Here is a 14653-nt window from a genome sequence, read left to right on the forward strand (position 1 = left end):
GCCCGATGCGCTGTGTGCATCGGGCGGGCGGTTTTACTGTCAGTAGAGGCTTCTGCGGGTACGCTGCACGGTGATGGCGATGGCCGTCAGTGCCACCAGCATCAGAAATATCCCCAGTCCAACCATGGCGTTAAAGCCATAGACTTTAAACAGCAGCAGACCGGCAATACAGCCGCTCAGGAATGAAAACACGGTAGTCAGATGGGTGTGCAGAACCTTCTGGAAAAAGCGACGATCGTCGGTTTCAAGATGCACGGCGTGAGAAGTATGGGCAAAGATCCACGACCCCAGCGCAATACCCGCATCGGTCAGCGTGCCGGTAATGTGGGTCGATCTGACGCGGCCATTGGAGAGCTGCGTCGAGGTCGCATTATGAATCCCCATTAAAAAGCCCAGCATTAACAGCACTTCCCCGTTAAAGCTTGGCCGGTAGAACACGATTTCAAAGATTGATGCCGCCGTCAGTGCCGCCCCTTCCGCCAGAATGATCAGACAGAATATGGTGCGTAACTTATGTCTGATCCCCACTACCACCGCCAGCCGGGCAACGGTACAACCCAGCACAAAGGCAATAATCAGTGCCATCAAAAACAGCATGGTATGGAGGTCGCTGGTGGTCACTTCCTGGGAGATTTGCGACGTGTTACCGGTCATATGCGATGGAAAAAATCCAAACGCGCCCAGCGCCATGGCATTAAGGATGCCGGCGGTGGTGGCAAGCACCAGCGCCAGCAGTCGATCTTCGGTATGCGAACGAACTTTCTTCTTTTTTATCAGCACAGGCTTCCCCACCTCAGGTGAATGCAAAACGTTCATATAAGGCTTCCAGCATACAGCCTGATGGAAATTATTCCTGTCAGAACCAGATAACTCTGATGAAATAAGCCATTAATTTTGCTGATTTTTATAAAGCTGATTCAGTTTACTTTTAAAAGTGTCAACGACGCGATGATTCACCAGCAGCTGATCACCAGAGAGGCTGATGGTGAACTCAGTCAACGATGAAGAGTTGCGCGCCTGTGGACGTAAAGGAGCGATGTGGTTCAGCATCGTCCGCCACCTGATAGCTGACGCCCGGTGTCAGCACGAAACGGCGACCATCTGCCAGTTCAGTGTGCAACTCACCCGCCATACACAGCAAAATATGGCCCTTTGTGCACCAGTGATCGGCGACATAGCCTGGCGAGTAGTCGACCATCCGCACCCGGATATCGTTAAACTTCACGGTTCGCCAGGTCGCCTGCCCCTGGTCGCCGGGATGAATCGTCTCTTCAATCTGATCCCACTGGGTCAGGCCAAACGGCAGATTTTCAATTTTCATGCGATTCCCTCAAGGCTAAGTGCAGGATAAACGTCAGGCCAGCGCCTGGGTAACGGCCTCTTCCGCGTGGATAAGCGTGGTATCAAACAGTGGCACGCTGGCATCCGTGGCATCCACCAGCAGTGTGATTTCGGTGCAGCCCAGAATAATGGCCTCCGCCCCCTGCGCGACCAGCTGCTGCATGATCTCACCATAACGGCGACGCGACGCGGGATTGATCTCGCCCAGACAGAGTTCGTGGTAAATCACCTCATGCACAAAAATCCGATCCTCTCTATCCGGCGTGATCACCTCAAGACCAAACTGCTGCTGAAGTCGCCCGCGATAGAAATCCTGTTCCATGGTGAATCGCGTCGCCAGTAATCCGACCTTACGCACCCCGGCCTGCTGAATGCGCCGTCCGGTGGCGTCGGCGATATGCAGCAGCGGGATGCCCGTTGCGGCGCTGATTTGTGCTGCCACTTTATGCATGGTGTTGGTACAGAGTACGATGAACTGCGCGCCAGCCCGTTCCAGATTGCGTGCCGCTTCAGCCAGTATCTCTCCCGCCTGCTGCCACTCGCCCGCGGCCTGTAGCTGCTCAATGCGCTGAAAATCCACGCTATAGAGCACCAGCTCCGCCGAGTGCAGGCCGCCCAGCCGCTGTTTAACCTGCTGATTGAGAATGCGATAATAGAGCGCGGTAGACTCCCACGACATACCGCCTAACAGACCAATGACTTTCACAATGCACTCCGGGTTCAGGGGTTTTATTCCAGCATGCCAGATCGACATTGATCGGCAACGGCTTTGTTCAGTTGATACTGTTCTGAGGTCTGAAGCGTCGGGCAATCACCATCAGCACCAGCACGCCAGCGCTCATGATCAGCCAGGCCTGGGTCATTGACGTGCCGCTATCACGCACCCAGCCTGCCAGCAGCGGCATCAGAGCCGCAATCAGATATCCGCCTCCCTGCACGCGTGACAGCAGAATGCCCGCCTCTCTGGCACTGCGCGCATGATCCAGCGTAACGATCAGCGACAGCGGAAAGAGCGCACCGATGCCCGTACCCAGTAACAGTGAAGAGAGTATCGGCATCGTGCCCGGGTAAAAGACCAGACTCAGCAGCCCCAGCAGCAACAGGGCCAGCACGCCGAGCAGCAGCGGACGGCGATCGGGAAAGCGATGTAACGTCGCCGAGACGATGAATCCTGCCACCACTTCGGTTAACGTCAGGGCCGCGAGCAGATAGCCACTGTGGCGAGCACTCCAGCCCAGTTGAATATAGAATGGCGGCAGCCAGGCCAGCACTAATGTATAAGCACCCGTGCCAATGCCGAAAAAGAGCATCAGCAACAGGGTACGCCGCACAGGCAGCGTCGCTGCATCAGAGGCCACGCTCACCTGCGGCGATCGTCTGACTAAAGTCAGCCAGATCAGCAGTGTGACCAGCGTTAACCCGCCGGAAAGCGCCAGCGCGGGTTGCAGGCCCAGCCATGAAAACAGCGGGTCGGCACCGGCAGCAGTCAGTGCCGCGCCCGCCATAATGCCCGTGCTGAACAGCGCCATCAGCGTCGCCGCGGCCTCAGCAAAGCGTTGCCGGATCAGAGCGGGCATCAGCGCCTGTATCACGCCAATTCCTGCGCCCCCCGCCAGCGCGGTGAGCAGCAGCTGAGAGGGAGTAAGCGTAACGCCGCGCCACAGGCAGGCGAACGTCAGACAGAGCAAACCGGCGGCGATTCCCTTTACCGGCCCGATGCGGGCGATCAGCCACGGGCCAGAGAGTGCGGCCAGACCCATCATCGCCACTGGCAGCGTGGTCAGCAGACTGAACGTCGTCGACGACAATCCGGCCTGCAGTTGCAACACCGGGAACAGCGGGCCGATAATCGCCAGCATAGGCCGCAGATTCAGCCCGATAAGAAAAGCGATCACGGCAAACAGAATGGGGAACAACACCTTATTTTTCATCATCGACGCCTTAACAGAGGATTGACGATGACAGCTCCGGGCTGCCACCATTTATCTTAACGTTAAGATAAATTCCCCCCGGTGTTAAGAGGCTGCGCACAACCCGACAACATAACCACAATATTTAAAGGTAATTTATGCATGACCATATTGATTTCGTTGTCAGTCAGTGGGACGACGCGATGCCCGATCTCGACGCCTCTTCAATGCGGATCTTCGGCAGGGTGCTGCGTCTGATGAAACATCTGGCGAAAGCGCGCAGTCAGGCACTGGAGCCTTTTGGTTTTCAGGAGGGAGAATTTGATGTGCTGGCGACATTGCGACGGGCGGGATCGCCTTTTCGCCTGTCGCCCACCCAGCTCTACCAGGCGCTGCTGGTGACTTCCGGTGCGATGACAAATCGTCTGAACCGGCTGGAGCAGCAGCATCTGATTGAGCGTATTGCCGCGCCAGAGGATAAGCGCAGCATGCTGGTCGGGCTGACGCCGCACGGGCAGCAGCAGATTGAGCATGCACTCCGCGTCCATACCGCTACGCAGGAGGCGCTGCTGGCCCCGCTTGGCGCTTCAGAGCGTGCCGAACTGGAAAGGTTGCTGAAAACGCTGCTGCTGGTGTGTCCAGGCGAAGCGACCGCCGCAGAATAGCGCCGTCAGCGCTGCAGTTCGGCCACTGTCATGGTGAAGATAACCGGCAGGTGATCGGCACTGGCATAGGCATGCGGCATATCGGTTCGCGCTACGGCTGCACAGCCCTGCTGCACCACCAGGGTCTGCTCACCCACCGTTAAGGCGAGCGTGCCCTGCTCGACATGCAACAGTTCGAGTGTGCCTGAGGAGTGACCGGCAGAACGGAAAGCTTCGCCCGCAAACATCTGCCAGCGCCAGAGCTCGATCATATCCGGCCCACGGGTTCCCGCCAGCAGCTGCGCATAACCGCCCTGCTCACCCTGCCACAACCGGGGCATTTCGCTGTTCTCAATCAGCCAGGCGTCAGGCGCATGCGAAACGTTGACGATATCTGCCACCGAGACGCCCAACGCGGCAGCCACTTTACAGAGAATGGCGATGCTGGGATTGGCGGCACCCTTTTCGATCTCCACCAGCATGCCTTTACTGACGCCAGCCCGGCGTGATAACTCATCCAGCGAGAGTTTCTGACTTTTACGCCAGCTTTTGATGCTGTCCGAAACAGCCTGATTGACACTGGCGACATCGGCACCCGCATCGGTCGTTATATTGACTTTTTTGGTCATCGGTCATTACTATGAAATAAATTAGTCACTGAGAGAGTATCCGATGTTATCTGTTCACCCGTCAATCGATCCTGCTGTTTTCGCGCTCGCTCCCGCCTTTCGTGCCATGAGTATTGTGGTGGAAGCCACACCGATTACCCGACCAGACGTTGCCAGCGATGCACTGAAAAGCGCATGCCAGCAGGTGTTAAATGATGATGCGACGTGGGCAGACGCGCATCTCGCCGCCTGGGCTGAGATATTTAAAGCCTTTGGTGCCAAAGCGAAACGTACACCCTGTTCGGCAGAAGCATTGCGTAAGCGTGTGCTGCGGGATGGCGCATTGCCTGCCATCGATCCGGTTGTCGATCTCTATAACGCCATCAGCATTCGTTATGCGCTGCCGGTCGGGGGTGAAAATATCGCGGCCTATGCTGGCGAGCCACGCCTGGTGATAGCTGACGGCAGTGAACGTTTCGATACCGTTAAAGAGGGCGAGGTGGTTTATGAGTCGCCGGAACCGGGCGAAGTGATCTGGCGCGACGATCAGGGCGTGACCTGTCGCCGCTGGAACTGGCGGCAGGGTGTAAGAACCCGACTGGATGCCAGCGCGCAGCAGATGTGGTTCATTCTGGAAAGTCTGCCCGCTATGCCGCTTTCCGCGCTGCAACAGGCCAGCGACGATCTGGTTTCGGGATTACAGCAGATGATGCCGGGTGCGCAAATCAGTACGACGCTGATTGAAGCGCCAGCAAACTGAACATTGCCTCAACCGCGGCTGAACGAGGTTAACGGTGAGCGGAAACTGTGGCAGGATACGCGCCCTGCGTCTGGCCATACCCGGCTGACTTAACGGCACTCAACCGGTGACTAAAATGGCTAAAGTAAAATATATCCTGCCCCTGCTGCTGATCCTCGCCCTGGCCGCCTGGTGGTTTATCCCACACGACAGTGAGGAAGATAAGGCGTATTACGTCGCGGTGTTGTGCGCGGTTGATCATGATAGTAAGCAGCCCCTCGACCGGCAGATGCAGAACGTCATTGAAGGCGGCAACTCTGATTATGCGCTGCAAAAAATCACTTATAAATCGGGGCTGGGCCGCAGCGTGATTGCTCGCTGGCAGCAACTGACACCTGATGAACAGCAGCGCGCCGCCCAGGATAACCTCGCCTGCCAGCAGATGCTGAAGCGCTGATTTCTGACGGGCGTGTTCATATCATTAATCATATGATTTCGCGCTGGTCATCATTATGGCCGCGCCCGTCCTGGCTTATCCCTACGCATCTGAAATTACCGTGTTTTTTGTCTACGGCAGACAGGATTGCATTAAAAATCGTGTTAAACGCTGTTGATGGTGCTGTAAGCCTTATCAATATGGCGGCATACAGTTTCAACATCAAGCCCGTTGTGGCGGCACTGGCGTCCGCGATAAATCGAGGTGTAACTCTTAGGTTAGTTGCCGATGAAAAGCCAATAGCATCCGGTACACCACCGTGACATTTCTGGTCAATCAGGGTGTGATGTTATGAATGAAAAGCCGTTACGCCTTCATGCATAATAAATTCATGGTGGTTGATGATAATGCTGTAGACGGTTCTTTTAACTTCAGATCATCGGCTGAAAAACGTAATGCTGAGAATGCCCTGGTTATCCGGGGCAATTCATTCCTGAGTCAGCAATATCAGAATGAATTTAACCGCCTTTGGGCCGAGTCATTGCCCGTACAGTGTAATTATTCATGGTCGGCAAACGAAATATAATCTGCTTAGCGGACTGTATATGACAAAGAAAAAAGTTTATCCGGTTCACTTTACCGGTCAGCGGGGCCAGCAGGAGGCCTCTGAGGCTTTCCAGCAGAATGAAAGATCCACATGGCAGCGCTGGCTTAAGCATTCCCGAAATAATAAAAAAACCACAGTAGTGACCTGCAGGTGTCTGCCGGCAGAAAGCGATCCTGTCAGGCGCCGCCTGAAGGTCCACTATTCTCAGGATACTGAACGCTGCTGGCTGTCCTCCTACGCTTTCACCGGCAACGAGCACAAACCGGACTGCCGGTTTTATTCGGTGTGGTCAGACGAACGGCAGGCAGAGATTTATCAGGGCGATGCGGTCCGCACTGCCGCGGACGGCACCATCGTGGTCAGGCTGCCCACCGGCCTGCAAAAAAAGGCCCCTTCAGAGGTCAAGGCGGCTGAGAACGCGCCCGGTGATGAACGTGTAAAGCGTAAACGCAGGCCCTCAATGCGCCTTCTCGGGCTACTTCACCTGCTGTGGGAACAGTCCGGCATCAACGTCTGGCATCCTGCTTTCGATAAAAAGAAACGCACACCCGGCTGGGTGTGCTGGCACCTGCAGCAGACGGCTGGCCGGATACGCGTCGGCCGCGTGCCACTGGAAGAATCGCTACTGCTCATGACCACGAAGGGCACGCCGCAGGTTGTGGCCAACCGGGAGCACCTGAGAGCGGCCGAAAAGAACAAAAGGCGGCTCATCGTGGTGTCCGTACTGGCCTGCTGGAGTGAGGCTGCTGAAGCCCGTCTGCAGACAACGCTGCCACTGGGGCTGTTTTTCGGCTTCCCGAATCTGATGCTGCCGGAGGACGCTCGCCTGCGCCTGGAGAGGAGCTTTGGCCGCGAGCTGGGCGACTGGCGGCGGGGAATGAAGGTCGTGGTCATCGCGGAGACGGAGCCGCCGGAAACGACGTTCAGGCACGTAGACGGACGCAACCGGCCGTCCAGCTGCAGCACCGTCATCGATGTGGCGCTAATGACGGTCAGCCCACGCTTTATTCCGCTGGATTCAGGCTATGAGGGGGCAGTGGAAGAAAAACTGTGGCAGGAAAAACGCGCCTTTATCAAGCCTCTGCGCTACGACGGTGAAGAAGATGTGTTTCCGGATTTTGTGCTCAAGGACGTTCCTGGCGTGGATGCGCTTCCGATGGAAGTGTTCGGCATGAACTCACCAGAGTACCTGCAGCGCAGGCAGGTAAAAACCGCTCACTATGAGGCGGAATATGGGCCCGGGCGGTGGTGGTACTGGGATGCTGCTGCGAAGCCAGACATGCCTGCATTTCCCTACGTCTGACACGGGTGTCTTTTAACTGCAGGGAGATAGGGTTGAAGTACTGTATCTGTTTATCCTGTGCCTGACAGGTTGTCAGGCCTGAACGCGGAAGGTATTGTTTAAGAAACGTCAGGACGATAATTGAAGCTGAACCTGCAGGAGCTGGCAGTGGACACGACTGAAGAACTCAATAACACCTATTTCTACGCAGGCAGACCCAACCTCACCGCTGGTGAGCTCTTTTTCATGATTTTCTGTGAAGAAGTTGCTGAACAGCTGGGGGTTGATGACTTCGGCGCGATCGTGGCCATCCTGTCCGGGCGTAATGTCCTGAATACCCGCACCAAACCGCGCGATGCTCTCAAGGGAACCTCCTATGCCTCACGGGCAGCGCGCAGAGTATTTCCGAAAGCCAAATTTCCCTTCGGCATAAAGCTCCCCACCATCGTAGGGGGGTACCCGCCCCGGACCGCGCGTATTCTTTTTACGCATAAGCTCAGCACCTTTGTCGGACGGGCGATACCCGTCGTAGGCTGGGTGATGCTGGGCAGAGACGTTGCCAGTATCAGTTTCAATTCGGTCAGACTATACAATGCCATCGCCCGTGGGGAGGATAAGATATGGTAGATGACACCCAGGCACGCGTAATGGCACTCATTGAGCCGTGGAATGGCCGCTCCCTGCTGAAGTTCCGGAAAAAAACACTCACGCCAGAGATGTCGCTCAATCTGGACATGAAGCTGGACCCGGAGGATGCTGCGGAATGCCTTCAGAACGTCTTCGATGCGTTTGGAATGGATTCTGACGAGGTGACTTTCATCTTCTACTATCCAGAAAACCCGCGCGAGGCTATCCCTCTTACTATCGAAATGTTGATCGAGTCAGCCCGTGCCAGACGATGGTGCTATGACTGATAGGTAATCTAAGTGCTACACGCTCTCTGTTGCCTTAAAATGTGGCGCTCAGAATGCCTCTCAGCACAACTTAAGTGGGGGGACTGTGAGTGATAAGTTCCATCATTAGAAGCTCTAGTATCGCAAAATTGCTATCTGCTCTGTATAGCCCCAATTTCTTATGCCGCTTTAGCTGAAAATCATTGCACCCTTTCTGCTTAACATTCATCAACATTTTGGATTTAAAAAACGTGGAACCGGAACCCTGTCCGTTTGTTCCTTATTAATAAACAAAGCGACCATCAATCAAGCTATTTATTACAGTGAATTAACAGGTAAACTGAAGATATACTGATGTTAATTACCATAAAAAACGGGTGAAAAAATGCTTAAACAGCCAAAGCTGGCTGATATTCTTTCTTACACAGCCTGTAATAATTCAAACGAGATAAGTACTACTGACGATTATGAAGCCCTTACTCCCAGTATTATCGAGCCAAGGGAATCAGCAGTGTATACGGATGCACTTAATTTTGCCTGTTCCCGCTGGGATATCAGAAACATTGCTGTAACGGGTGCCTATGGAGCGGGTAAAAGTTCGGTTCTCCGGACATGGAAAGAGTGTCCTGATAACGATTTACGCATCATGACCATCTCCCTGGCTGATTTTGAAATGCAGTCCGCCCCTCAGAAAAAACCTGAGCCTGCCGGTGAGGAGGGCAAAACAAGCTCCGCTGACGATAAAAAAGCTGCGGCGGAAGAAAAAACCATCGAGTACAGCATCCTTCAGCAGCTGCTATATAAAGAAAAGAAGAGTGCGCTACCGTATTCGCGCATAGAACGTATTTCCGATATCACTTCATTTCAGGTCGCTGCAGTAGCTGCAGACCTGCTTGTGATCATGGGGGTCATAGTGGCAGGCCTGCTCTGCCTCTTTCCGGACTACGTCAGTAACAAGCTGTCGCTGCCTGAGATGATGAGCCATCAACTTAGCAGTATGCCGGCAGTCAGGCTGGCAATGGCCGGGTTACTGATTTTTACGGCGCTGTTTCTCTCTGTCAAAAAACTGCACCGCATCGGCCTCTTTGACCGGCGGGTCAGTGTCGACAAGGTCGATATGCTGAAAGGTGCCATATCAACCCGCCCCTCTTCCCCGTCCCTTCTTAATGTCTATATTGACGAAATTGTATATTTCTTTGAGCAGACCGGGCACAACGTGGTCATTTTTGAAGACTTAGACCGCCATAACGACGGAGCTATTTTTATCAAGCTGCGGGAAATAAACCAGATCATTAATAACACACGTCCTGATGATGATCCTGTCCGGTTTATTTATGCCGTCAGAGACGGGCTATTCTCAACGGCTGAAGCAAGGACGAAATTTTTCGATTTTGTTATACCTGTGATAACAGTTATGGACAGCGAAAATGCTGCTGAGCATTTTATTAGCATGTTCAGGGGAAATGAAATCAGTGAACCTGGCTTCAATAAATGTGTCTCACGTCTTGCATTATTCATTCCTGATATGCGAATCATGAGAAATATTGCTAATGAATTCAGGATATATCAGAATCTGGTTAACGGAGCTGGCGATATCACGCGCCTTCTTTCTATGATTGCTTATAAGAATTTATTTTCTGAAGATTATCATGGTATTGATCTAAAAAAAGGTGTGCTGTATTCCTTCGTCAGAGCTTTCGTATCTGGTGAGTTAAAAGAACAACCAGAAAAAGAACTTCGTGTTAAAATGTTGGATATTCAAAGTGAAATTGATGCTCTTCTTAACGATAAAGCTGTGAGTGCTGCAGAAATAAGGAGAGATATCCTTTCTGATTATATATCACCTAAACAGGAGGGGAGGTTTAAGTTTCACTTTGGTTCTGAATCTTATTACTTAAATGAAATCGCACAAGATGAAGATGCATTTAATAAGTTAAGGAATGTTAGTGCTATATATGTATGGTCTCAAGAAATAATGTCAGCAGCTTTTACCATTCAGAAAGGTTCGATACAAGAGATAGTTGAGTCCTTTGATGAAAGAATGGCAAATCTCGATAAAAAAAACCAAGGGAAAGTTAGTCAACTACAGGAAGATATTAACGCTATCGAAGGTGAGATAAATACACTAAATCAGACAAGTCTGGCTGCATTAACCCGAAATATGGGGCGTAATAGATTTTTTATTTGGGCGGAAATAAGCTTTAACTCTGATAATTCAATAACCGAAAATAATGAAAAAAGAATTGACCACCTGGATTTCATTTATTTTCTCCTGATTCATAGCTATATTGCGTCAGACTACATGTTTTACCGTTCAGTCTTCAGGCCGGGTAGCCTGAGCCATGAGGACAATGAATTTATAAAAGCGGTCAGTATCGGCAGGATGGTGACCGATACGCTGGACATGCCGCTGAGGCGGGTCGAAAACGTTATAGCCAAGCTGTCCAGTCTTGGGCTGATGATGGAGGACAGTGCATGGCATTCAGAGATTCTACTTTATCTGCTTGGACATGAACCTCTTAAACTTCAACCCATTATTAAAGTTCAGTCTGGAGATGACTGGTGCCTAGTCCGGCTGGCTGAACATACGTTCAAAAAGTGGAGTACATCGCAGCGCATTCGCTACGTTGAATTGATCGCTTCAGATAAAGAAAAGGCCTTTACATTTGTCAGGCGCCTCTCTGAAATGGAACAAAAAGCAGTTGCATCTGAACTCCTGCTTTTACATCTTTGCTCTTCTGGGCCCAAGTGGAACCATGACTCAACTGACATGAAGCAGTGGGCTCAGTCCATTCTTGCCAGCAATGGTCTTTTCCCTGACCAGGTGCCTGAAGGATATTGCAAAACATTCAAAACGAATTTAATTAATACAAACCTGAATGATTTGAGGCTGGATGTCTGTGATACTGCATGCGGAAAAGAGATTGTAGCCACTATTGTTGAAAATCAGCGGTGGGGATATTCGGCAGCAAATTTAAATAATATTATACTGATGCTGACTGTTAGAGATGAAAAGAAACTAGACTATCTTTATAAAGAGCCTGTTTCAGCTGTGGAAGCATTAAATATACCGGAAATTAAAGCTGTTGTGTGGGAAAATATAAATAGTTTTATTGTGGATTATTTCATTGCTTCACAGGAACACCGTCGCATTACCGAACTACTTAATATGAATAGCATCAACGCTAAGACGTGTTTTGAGATAGTGACTAAAATGCAGTTCATTGTCGATGATATCAGCCAAATAAAAAACCGTTTAGTAATGTTCGAAGGTGCAGAAACTAAAAAGGAAGGCAATGATTTATATTCTCTTCTCCTTGAATATCATAGGATCACTACGAACTGGGACCAGTTGGGTTTTCTGCTGAAACAGGAAGACATCTCAGATACTAACCTTTCAAAATGGTTTGATGAGAATGCAGGGACCTTTGAGGATACATATGTAAATTCCTCTTCTATTGACTTAATTGATTTGCTGATACAAAGGGTTTTTAATTCTCCTGCACTGAACGATGCTTCACGTAATAAAATTCTCGCAAACCTCCATGTAACATTCCTGGTGCTGCCAGAAAATCTTGATCTGGAGAAGGTTGCTCTGCTTATAGAGTACGGCCGACTAGCCCCGACCGATGAGATTTTTAGAAACATTAATGATACTTTCATAAATGATGGAAGAAAAGTTACTGAAACACTGGTGAAGTTCGTTGTGAAGTTTCCGGTGCTCCTCAGAAACTGGCCCGATCTCGTACTTAAAGTAGAGGATGACTTTGACAGGCCTCTTGCTGAAATGCTTTTCAGCAGTGAGGACGTATCTGAAGCCGACCTAGTGAATGCGCTGAACTGGCTCTGGAAAAAAGAACCGGAAATATTTTCTGGTTCATTATTTATTGCGGCAGGATCATTAACTCGTCTGGCTCCGGATCTCTCAGATGATAACTTGCGGCTTCAGTTAATTACTCAGTGTCTTAAAGAAGCTAGTTTATCCGATGAAGACATCACTGTTATCCTCAAATCCTTTTCTGATGATGACTATCATTCTTTCATCAGTGATAAATCCCACCGGTCGTTAAAGCATAACGACCCACTCTGGCAGTTGGCCCTCTTACTCGATAAGGCGGGCTTCATTCGCTCCCTTAGCTGGAATGAAGCACTTGACCGGATCTGGTTTATCCCACACAACAGTCCTGTTTTCAGACGTGGATAGTCCTTTCATTCAAAATCCTGCATGCGGCGTGGAATATAGACATTATGCAGGATTTTTACTTTTAGCCAGTAAAAGTGTCTTAAATCACTATTGCCGCTCTTCTGGTATATTTATGTTTTATTTTCTACATGCTGCGCACCATCTTCTTATAAACTTGGCTAGATCCGAAACAGGGTGAATACGGATCCCCCATTTCAACTGAAAGGCAGATTAAACGAAATGTGGGTCGTACCACCCCATCCCCTCGTTTTTTTCTTAGCCTCTCTGCGCTGCGGCACATCAACGTGCTTTTACAGCGTGTCAGCTGCGGTGAGATACCGTAATGCTTCCTTTAGCTAGGCAGATCGACTGTGTGACCTATGAGGAATGGATAGGGGGGCATGAGTTGTTACGCCTGAGGTCGGATACATCTGCTCTGGATCTGCAAATCTGATATCAGAGATTTCTCACCTGTTTCATCTAAAACTCTTGCCTAAACAGGTTTACAGAGCATATATTTCGATTGTCCATATAAATACGAACAATCGAACAGTGGGAAGGTTACTATGACAATGCATCAAAACAGCAGTCAGCATCGGCTGGGCTGGAGTCTGGCTCTGCTGGCGTTTGCCCAGCTCATCATTTCTCTGGATATCAACATCGTATTCGTTGCATTACCGGAAATAGGAAGCGGCCTCGGATTTTCTGAACAAACCCTGCAATGGGTCGTAAGTGCATATACGGTGTTCTGCGGCGGATTTCTGCTTTTTGGCGGCAGGGCGGCTGATCTGCTTGGCCAGCGCCGCATGTTTATCGGTGCACTCTGGCTTTATGCGATTTCATCTCTGGTCGGAGGCCTGGCATGGCGTCCGGAAGTCATTATCGCCGCACGCGCAGTGCAGGGGATCGGCGGAGCATTCCTCTTTCCGGCAACGCTTTCACTGATTAATCGTCTCTTCCGGGAAGGACCTGAACGAAACCGGGCTCTGGCTGCATGGGGCGGAGCGGGCGCAAGCGGACTGACCATCGGTTCCCTGGCCGGCGGTTTTCTCACGAGTTACTTTGGCTGGTCTTCGGTGTTTTACGTCAATGTTCTGCTCGCAGGCATAGCTATTGTTGCAGCATTTCTGGTCATCCCTGCCGATCCGGCGCGTCATGAGAAACGCAGTTTTGACCTGCCGGGCGCGCTGACCGTGACTGCAGCTTCTACGCTGTTTGTTTTTGCTCTGGTACAGGGGCCCGAATACGGCTGGGACACCCCGCTTATCCGTAACTCGCTTATTCTGGCTGTCATCAGCCTGGTGCTGTTTGTGCTGATCGAGTCAAAAAGCAAAGACCCGCTGATGCCTATGCAGCTGTTCCGCAATAAAAATCTGGTCGCTGCCGTTTCAGTGACGTTTCTCTATATGGGAACGTTTGGCGCACTGCCTTATTTTGAGACCGTGCTTTTCCAGAACGTAATGCATTACAGCGCGCTCGAAACCGGCCTGGCCTTCATCGTTCCTTCTGTCTCCATTTTTATCGGTACTCAGGCCGGTGCCCGTCTGGCAAATGGCATGGGGACCCGCAATGCCCTGATTGCAGGCTGCGTTGTGGGTATTGCAGGCACGCTGTTGATGATGACCGGAGCAGATGTATCTGCGACCTATAAAGATATCCTGCCGGGGCTGGTTATCTCAGGTCTGGGACAAGGGATTGTCTGGACGGCAATGTGGATCGCAGCGGCAACAGGAGTTGCCCACAATGAGCAGGGTATTGCATCAGGCATGGCGTCCACAACCCTGAACGTGGGCAATGCTATTGGTCTGGCCGTGCTGATTGCCGTTTCCTCGGCGATGACTGCCACGGGGCCTGTTGCGGATAATACCGCTGCGCTGGCTTCAGAAGCGTTTCACGCGTTCCTTTTTGCTTCCGCTGGTATGGCGATTGCCCTGTTAATTTCCTTCAGCCTGCCGGGCAAAAAGCGTCTCGTTGCTTCTGCGCAGGAAACCGTTTAAGGGATATGTCTCC

14 protein-coding genes are annotated in these 14653 nt (G+C 51.3%); 9 read left to right on the forward strand and 5 right to left on the reverse strand.

Annotated features, from left to right (window positions below; translation table 11 throughout):
* Positions 1-39 precede the first annotated feature (39 nt).
* From NR195_RS01380 to NR195_RS01395, 4 genes are all read right to left on the reverse strand, one after another.
* Positions 40-780: a YoaK family protein gene (locus NR195_RS01380; protein ID WP_029519590.1), complete on the reverse strand. Its 741-nt coding sequence runs from the start codon at positions 778-780 to the stop codon at positions 40-42.
* Between the two features lie 211 nt (positions 781-991).
* The gene (locus tag NR195_RS01385) at positions 992-1321 is read right to left on the reverse strand and encodes a DHCW motif cupin fold protein (RefSeq protein WP_010670565.1); all 330 of its coding nucleotides are present in this window, start codon (positions 1319-1321) and stop codon (positions 992-994) included.
* 33 nt (positions 1322-1354) lie between these two features.
* Entirely contained in the window at positions 1355-2047 is a 693-nt protein-coding gene (locus NR195_RS01390; RefSeq protein ID WP_033760791.1) for an aspartate/glutamate racemase family protein, read from the reverse strand.
* A gap of 67 nt (positions 2048-2114) precedes the next feature.
* Entirely contained in the window at positions 2115-3272 is a 1158-nt protein-coding gene (locus tag NR195_RS01395) for an MFS transporter (RefSeq protein WP_201500615.1), read from the reverse strand.
* A 137-nt stretch (positions 3273-3409) separates the two neighbouring features.
* On the opposite strand from NR195_RS01395, the gene NR195_RS01400 reads away from it, so the two are divergent.
* Positions 3410-3916, forward strand: coding sequence for a MarR family winged helix-turn-helix transcriptional regulator (locus tag NR195_RS01400; RefSeq protein ID WP_045139980.1), 507 nt, complete (start codon positions 3410-3412; stop codon positions 3914-3916).
* A gap of 5 nt (positions 3917-3921) precedes the next feature.
* Here NR195_RS01400 and NR195_RS01405 read toward each other — a convergent pair whose 3' ends face one another.
* Entirely contained in the window at positions 3922-4524 is a 603-nt protein-coding gene (locus tag NR195_RS01405; protein WP_010670569.1) for a helix-turn-helix transcriptional regulator, read from the reverse strand.
* A gap of 43 nt (positions 4525-4567) precedes the next feature.
* On the opposite strand from NR195_RS01405, the gene NR195_RS01410 reads away from it, so the two are divergent.
* The 8 genes from NR195_RS01410 (at position 4568) to NR195_RS01445 (ending at position 14640) form a co-directional block, all read left to right on the forward strand.
* Positions 4568-5263, forward strand: coding sequence for a B3/4 domain-containing protein (locus tag NR195_RS01410; RefSeq protein WP_256843942.1), 696 nt, complete (start codon positions 4568-4570; stop codon positions 5261-5263).
* 115 nt (positions 5264-5378) lie between these two features.
* Complete coding sequence (locus NR195_RS01415) at positions 5379-5699, forward strand: hypothetical protein (RefSeq protein WP_033768762.1); 321 nt, start codon at positions 5379-5381, stop codon at positions 5697-5699.
* A 355-nt stretch (positions 5700-6054) separates the two neighbouring features.
* On the forward strand, positions 6055-6264 hold the full coding sequence (locus NR195_RS01420; RefSeq protein ID WP_256844103.1) for a phospholipase D-like domain-containing protein: 210 nt from the start codon (positions 6055-6057) through the stop codon (positions 6262-6264).
* Between the two features lie 19 nt (positions 6265-6283).
* Entirely contained in the window at positions 6284-7588 is a 1305-nt protein-coding gene (locus NR195_RS01425; protein WP_256843943.1) for a DUF1173 family protein, read from the forward strand.
* A gap of 147 nt (positions 7589-7735) precedes the next feature.
* Positions 7736-8194 carry an STM2901 family protein gene (locus NR195_RS01430; RefSeq protein WP_256844104.1) on the forward strand — a complete coding sequence of 153 codons (459 nt, stop codon included), beginning with the start codon at positions 7736-7738 and terminating at the stop codon, positions 8192-8194.
* Positions 8188-8481, forward strand: a complete 294-nt coding sequence (locus NR195_RS01435) for a DUF1493 family protein (RefSeq protein WP_256843944.1) — start codon at positions 8188-8190, stop codon at positions 8479-8481. Before NR195_RS01430 ends, NR195_RS01435 begins: the two co-directional genes overlap by 7 nt.
* 364 nt (positions 8482-8845) lie before the next feature.
* Entirely contained in the window at positions 8846-12664 is a 3819-nt protein-coding gene (locus NR195_RS01440) for a pcar (RefSeq protein ID WP_256843945.1), read from the forward strand.
* 545 nt (positions 12665-13209) lie between these two features.
* A complete protein-coding gene (locus tag NR195_RS01445) occupies positions 13210-14640 on the forward strand; it encodes an MFS transporter (protein WP_256843946.1) in 1431 nt (476 codons plus the stop codon).
* Positions 14641-14653 lie beyond the last annotated feature (13 nt).

It is taken from the genome of Pantoea sp. Ft-CA_14 (assembly GCF_024520875.1).
GTDB lineage: Bacteria > Pseudomonadota > Gammaproteobacteria > Enterobacterales > Enterobacteriaceae > Pantoea > Pantoea agglomerans.

Coding starts and splice junctions, on each gene's coding strand:
- NR195_RS01385 (WP_010670565.1), bottom strand. CDS start 1,321: ATGAAAATTGAAAATCTGCCGTTTGGCCTGACCCAGTGGGATCAGATT.
- NR195_RS01395 (WP_201500615.1), bottom strand. CDS start 3,272: ATGAAAAATAAGGTGTTGTTCCCCATTCTGTTTGCCGTGATCGCTTTT.
- NR195_RS01400 (WP_045139980.1), top strand. CDS start 3,410: ATGCATGACCATATTGATTTCGTTGTCAGTCAGTGGGACGACGCGATG.
- NR195_RS01405 (WP_010670569.1), bottom strand. CDS start 4,524: ATGACCAAAAAAGTCAATATAACGACCGATGCGGGTGCCGATGTCGCC.
- NR195_RS01410 (WP_256843942.1), top strand. CDS start 4,568: ATGTTATCTGTTCACCCGTCAATCGATCCTGCTGTTTTCGCGCTCGCT.
- NR195_RS01415 (WP_033768762.1), top strand. CDS start 5,379: ATGGCTAAAGTAAAATATATCCTGCCCCTGCTGCTGATCCTCGCCCTG.
- NR195_RS01420 (WP_256844103.1), top strand. CDS start 6,055: ATGCATAATAAATTCATGGTGGTTGATGATAATGCTGTAGACGGTTCT.
- NR195_RS01425 (WP_256843943.1), top strand. CDS start 6,284: ATGACAAAGAAAAAAGTTTATCCGGTTCACTTTACCGGTCAGCGGGGC.
- NR195_RS01435 (WP_256843944.1), top strand. CDS start 8,188: ATGGTAGATGACACCCAGGCACGCGTAATGGCACTCATTGAGCCGTGG.
- NR195_RS01440 (WP_256843945.1), top strand. CDS start 8,846: ATGCTTAAACAGCCAAAGCTGGCTGATATTCTTTCTTACACAGCCTGT.
- NR195_RS01445 (WP_256843946.1), top strand. CDS start 13,210: ATGACAATGCATCAAAACAGCAGTCAGCATCGGCTGGGCTGGAGTCTG.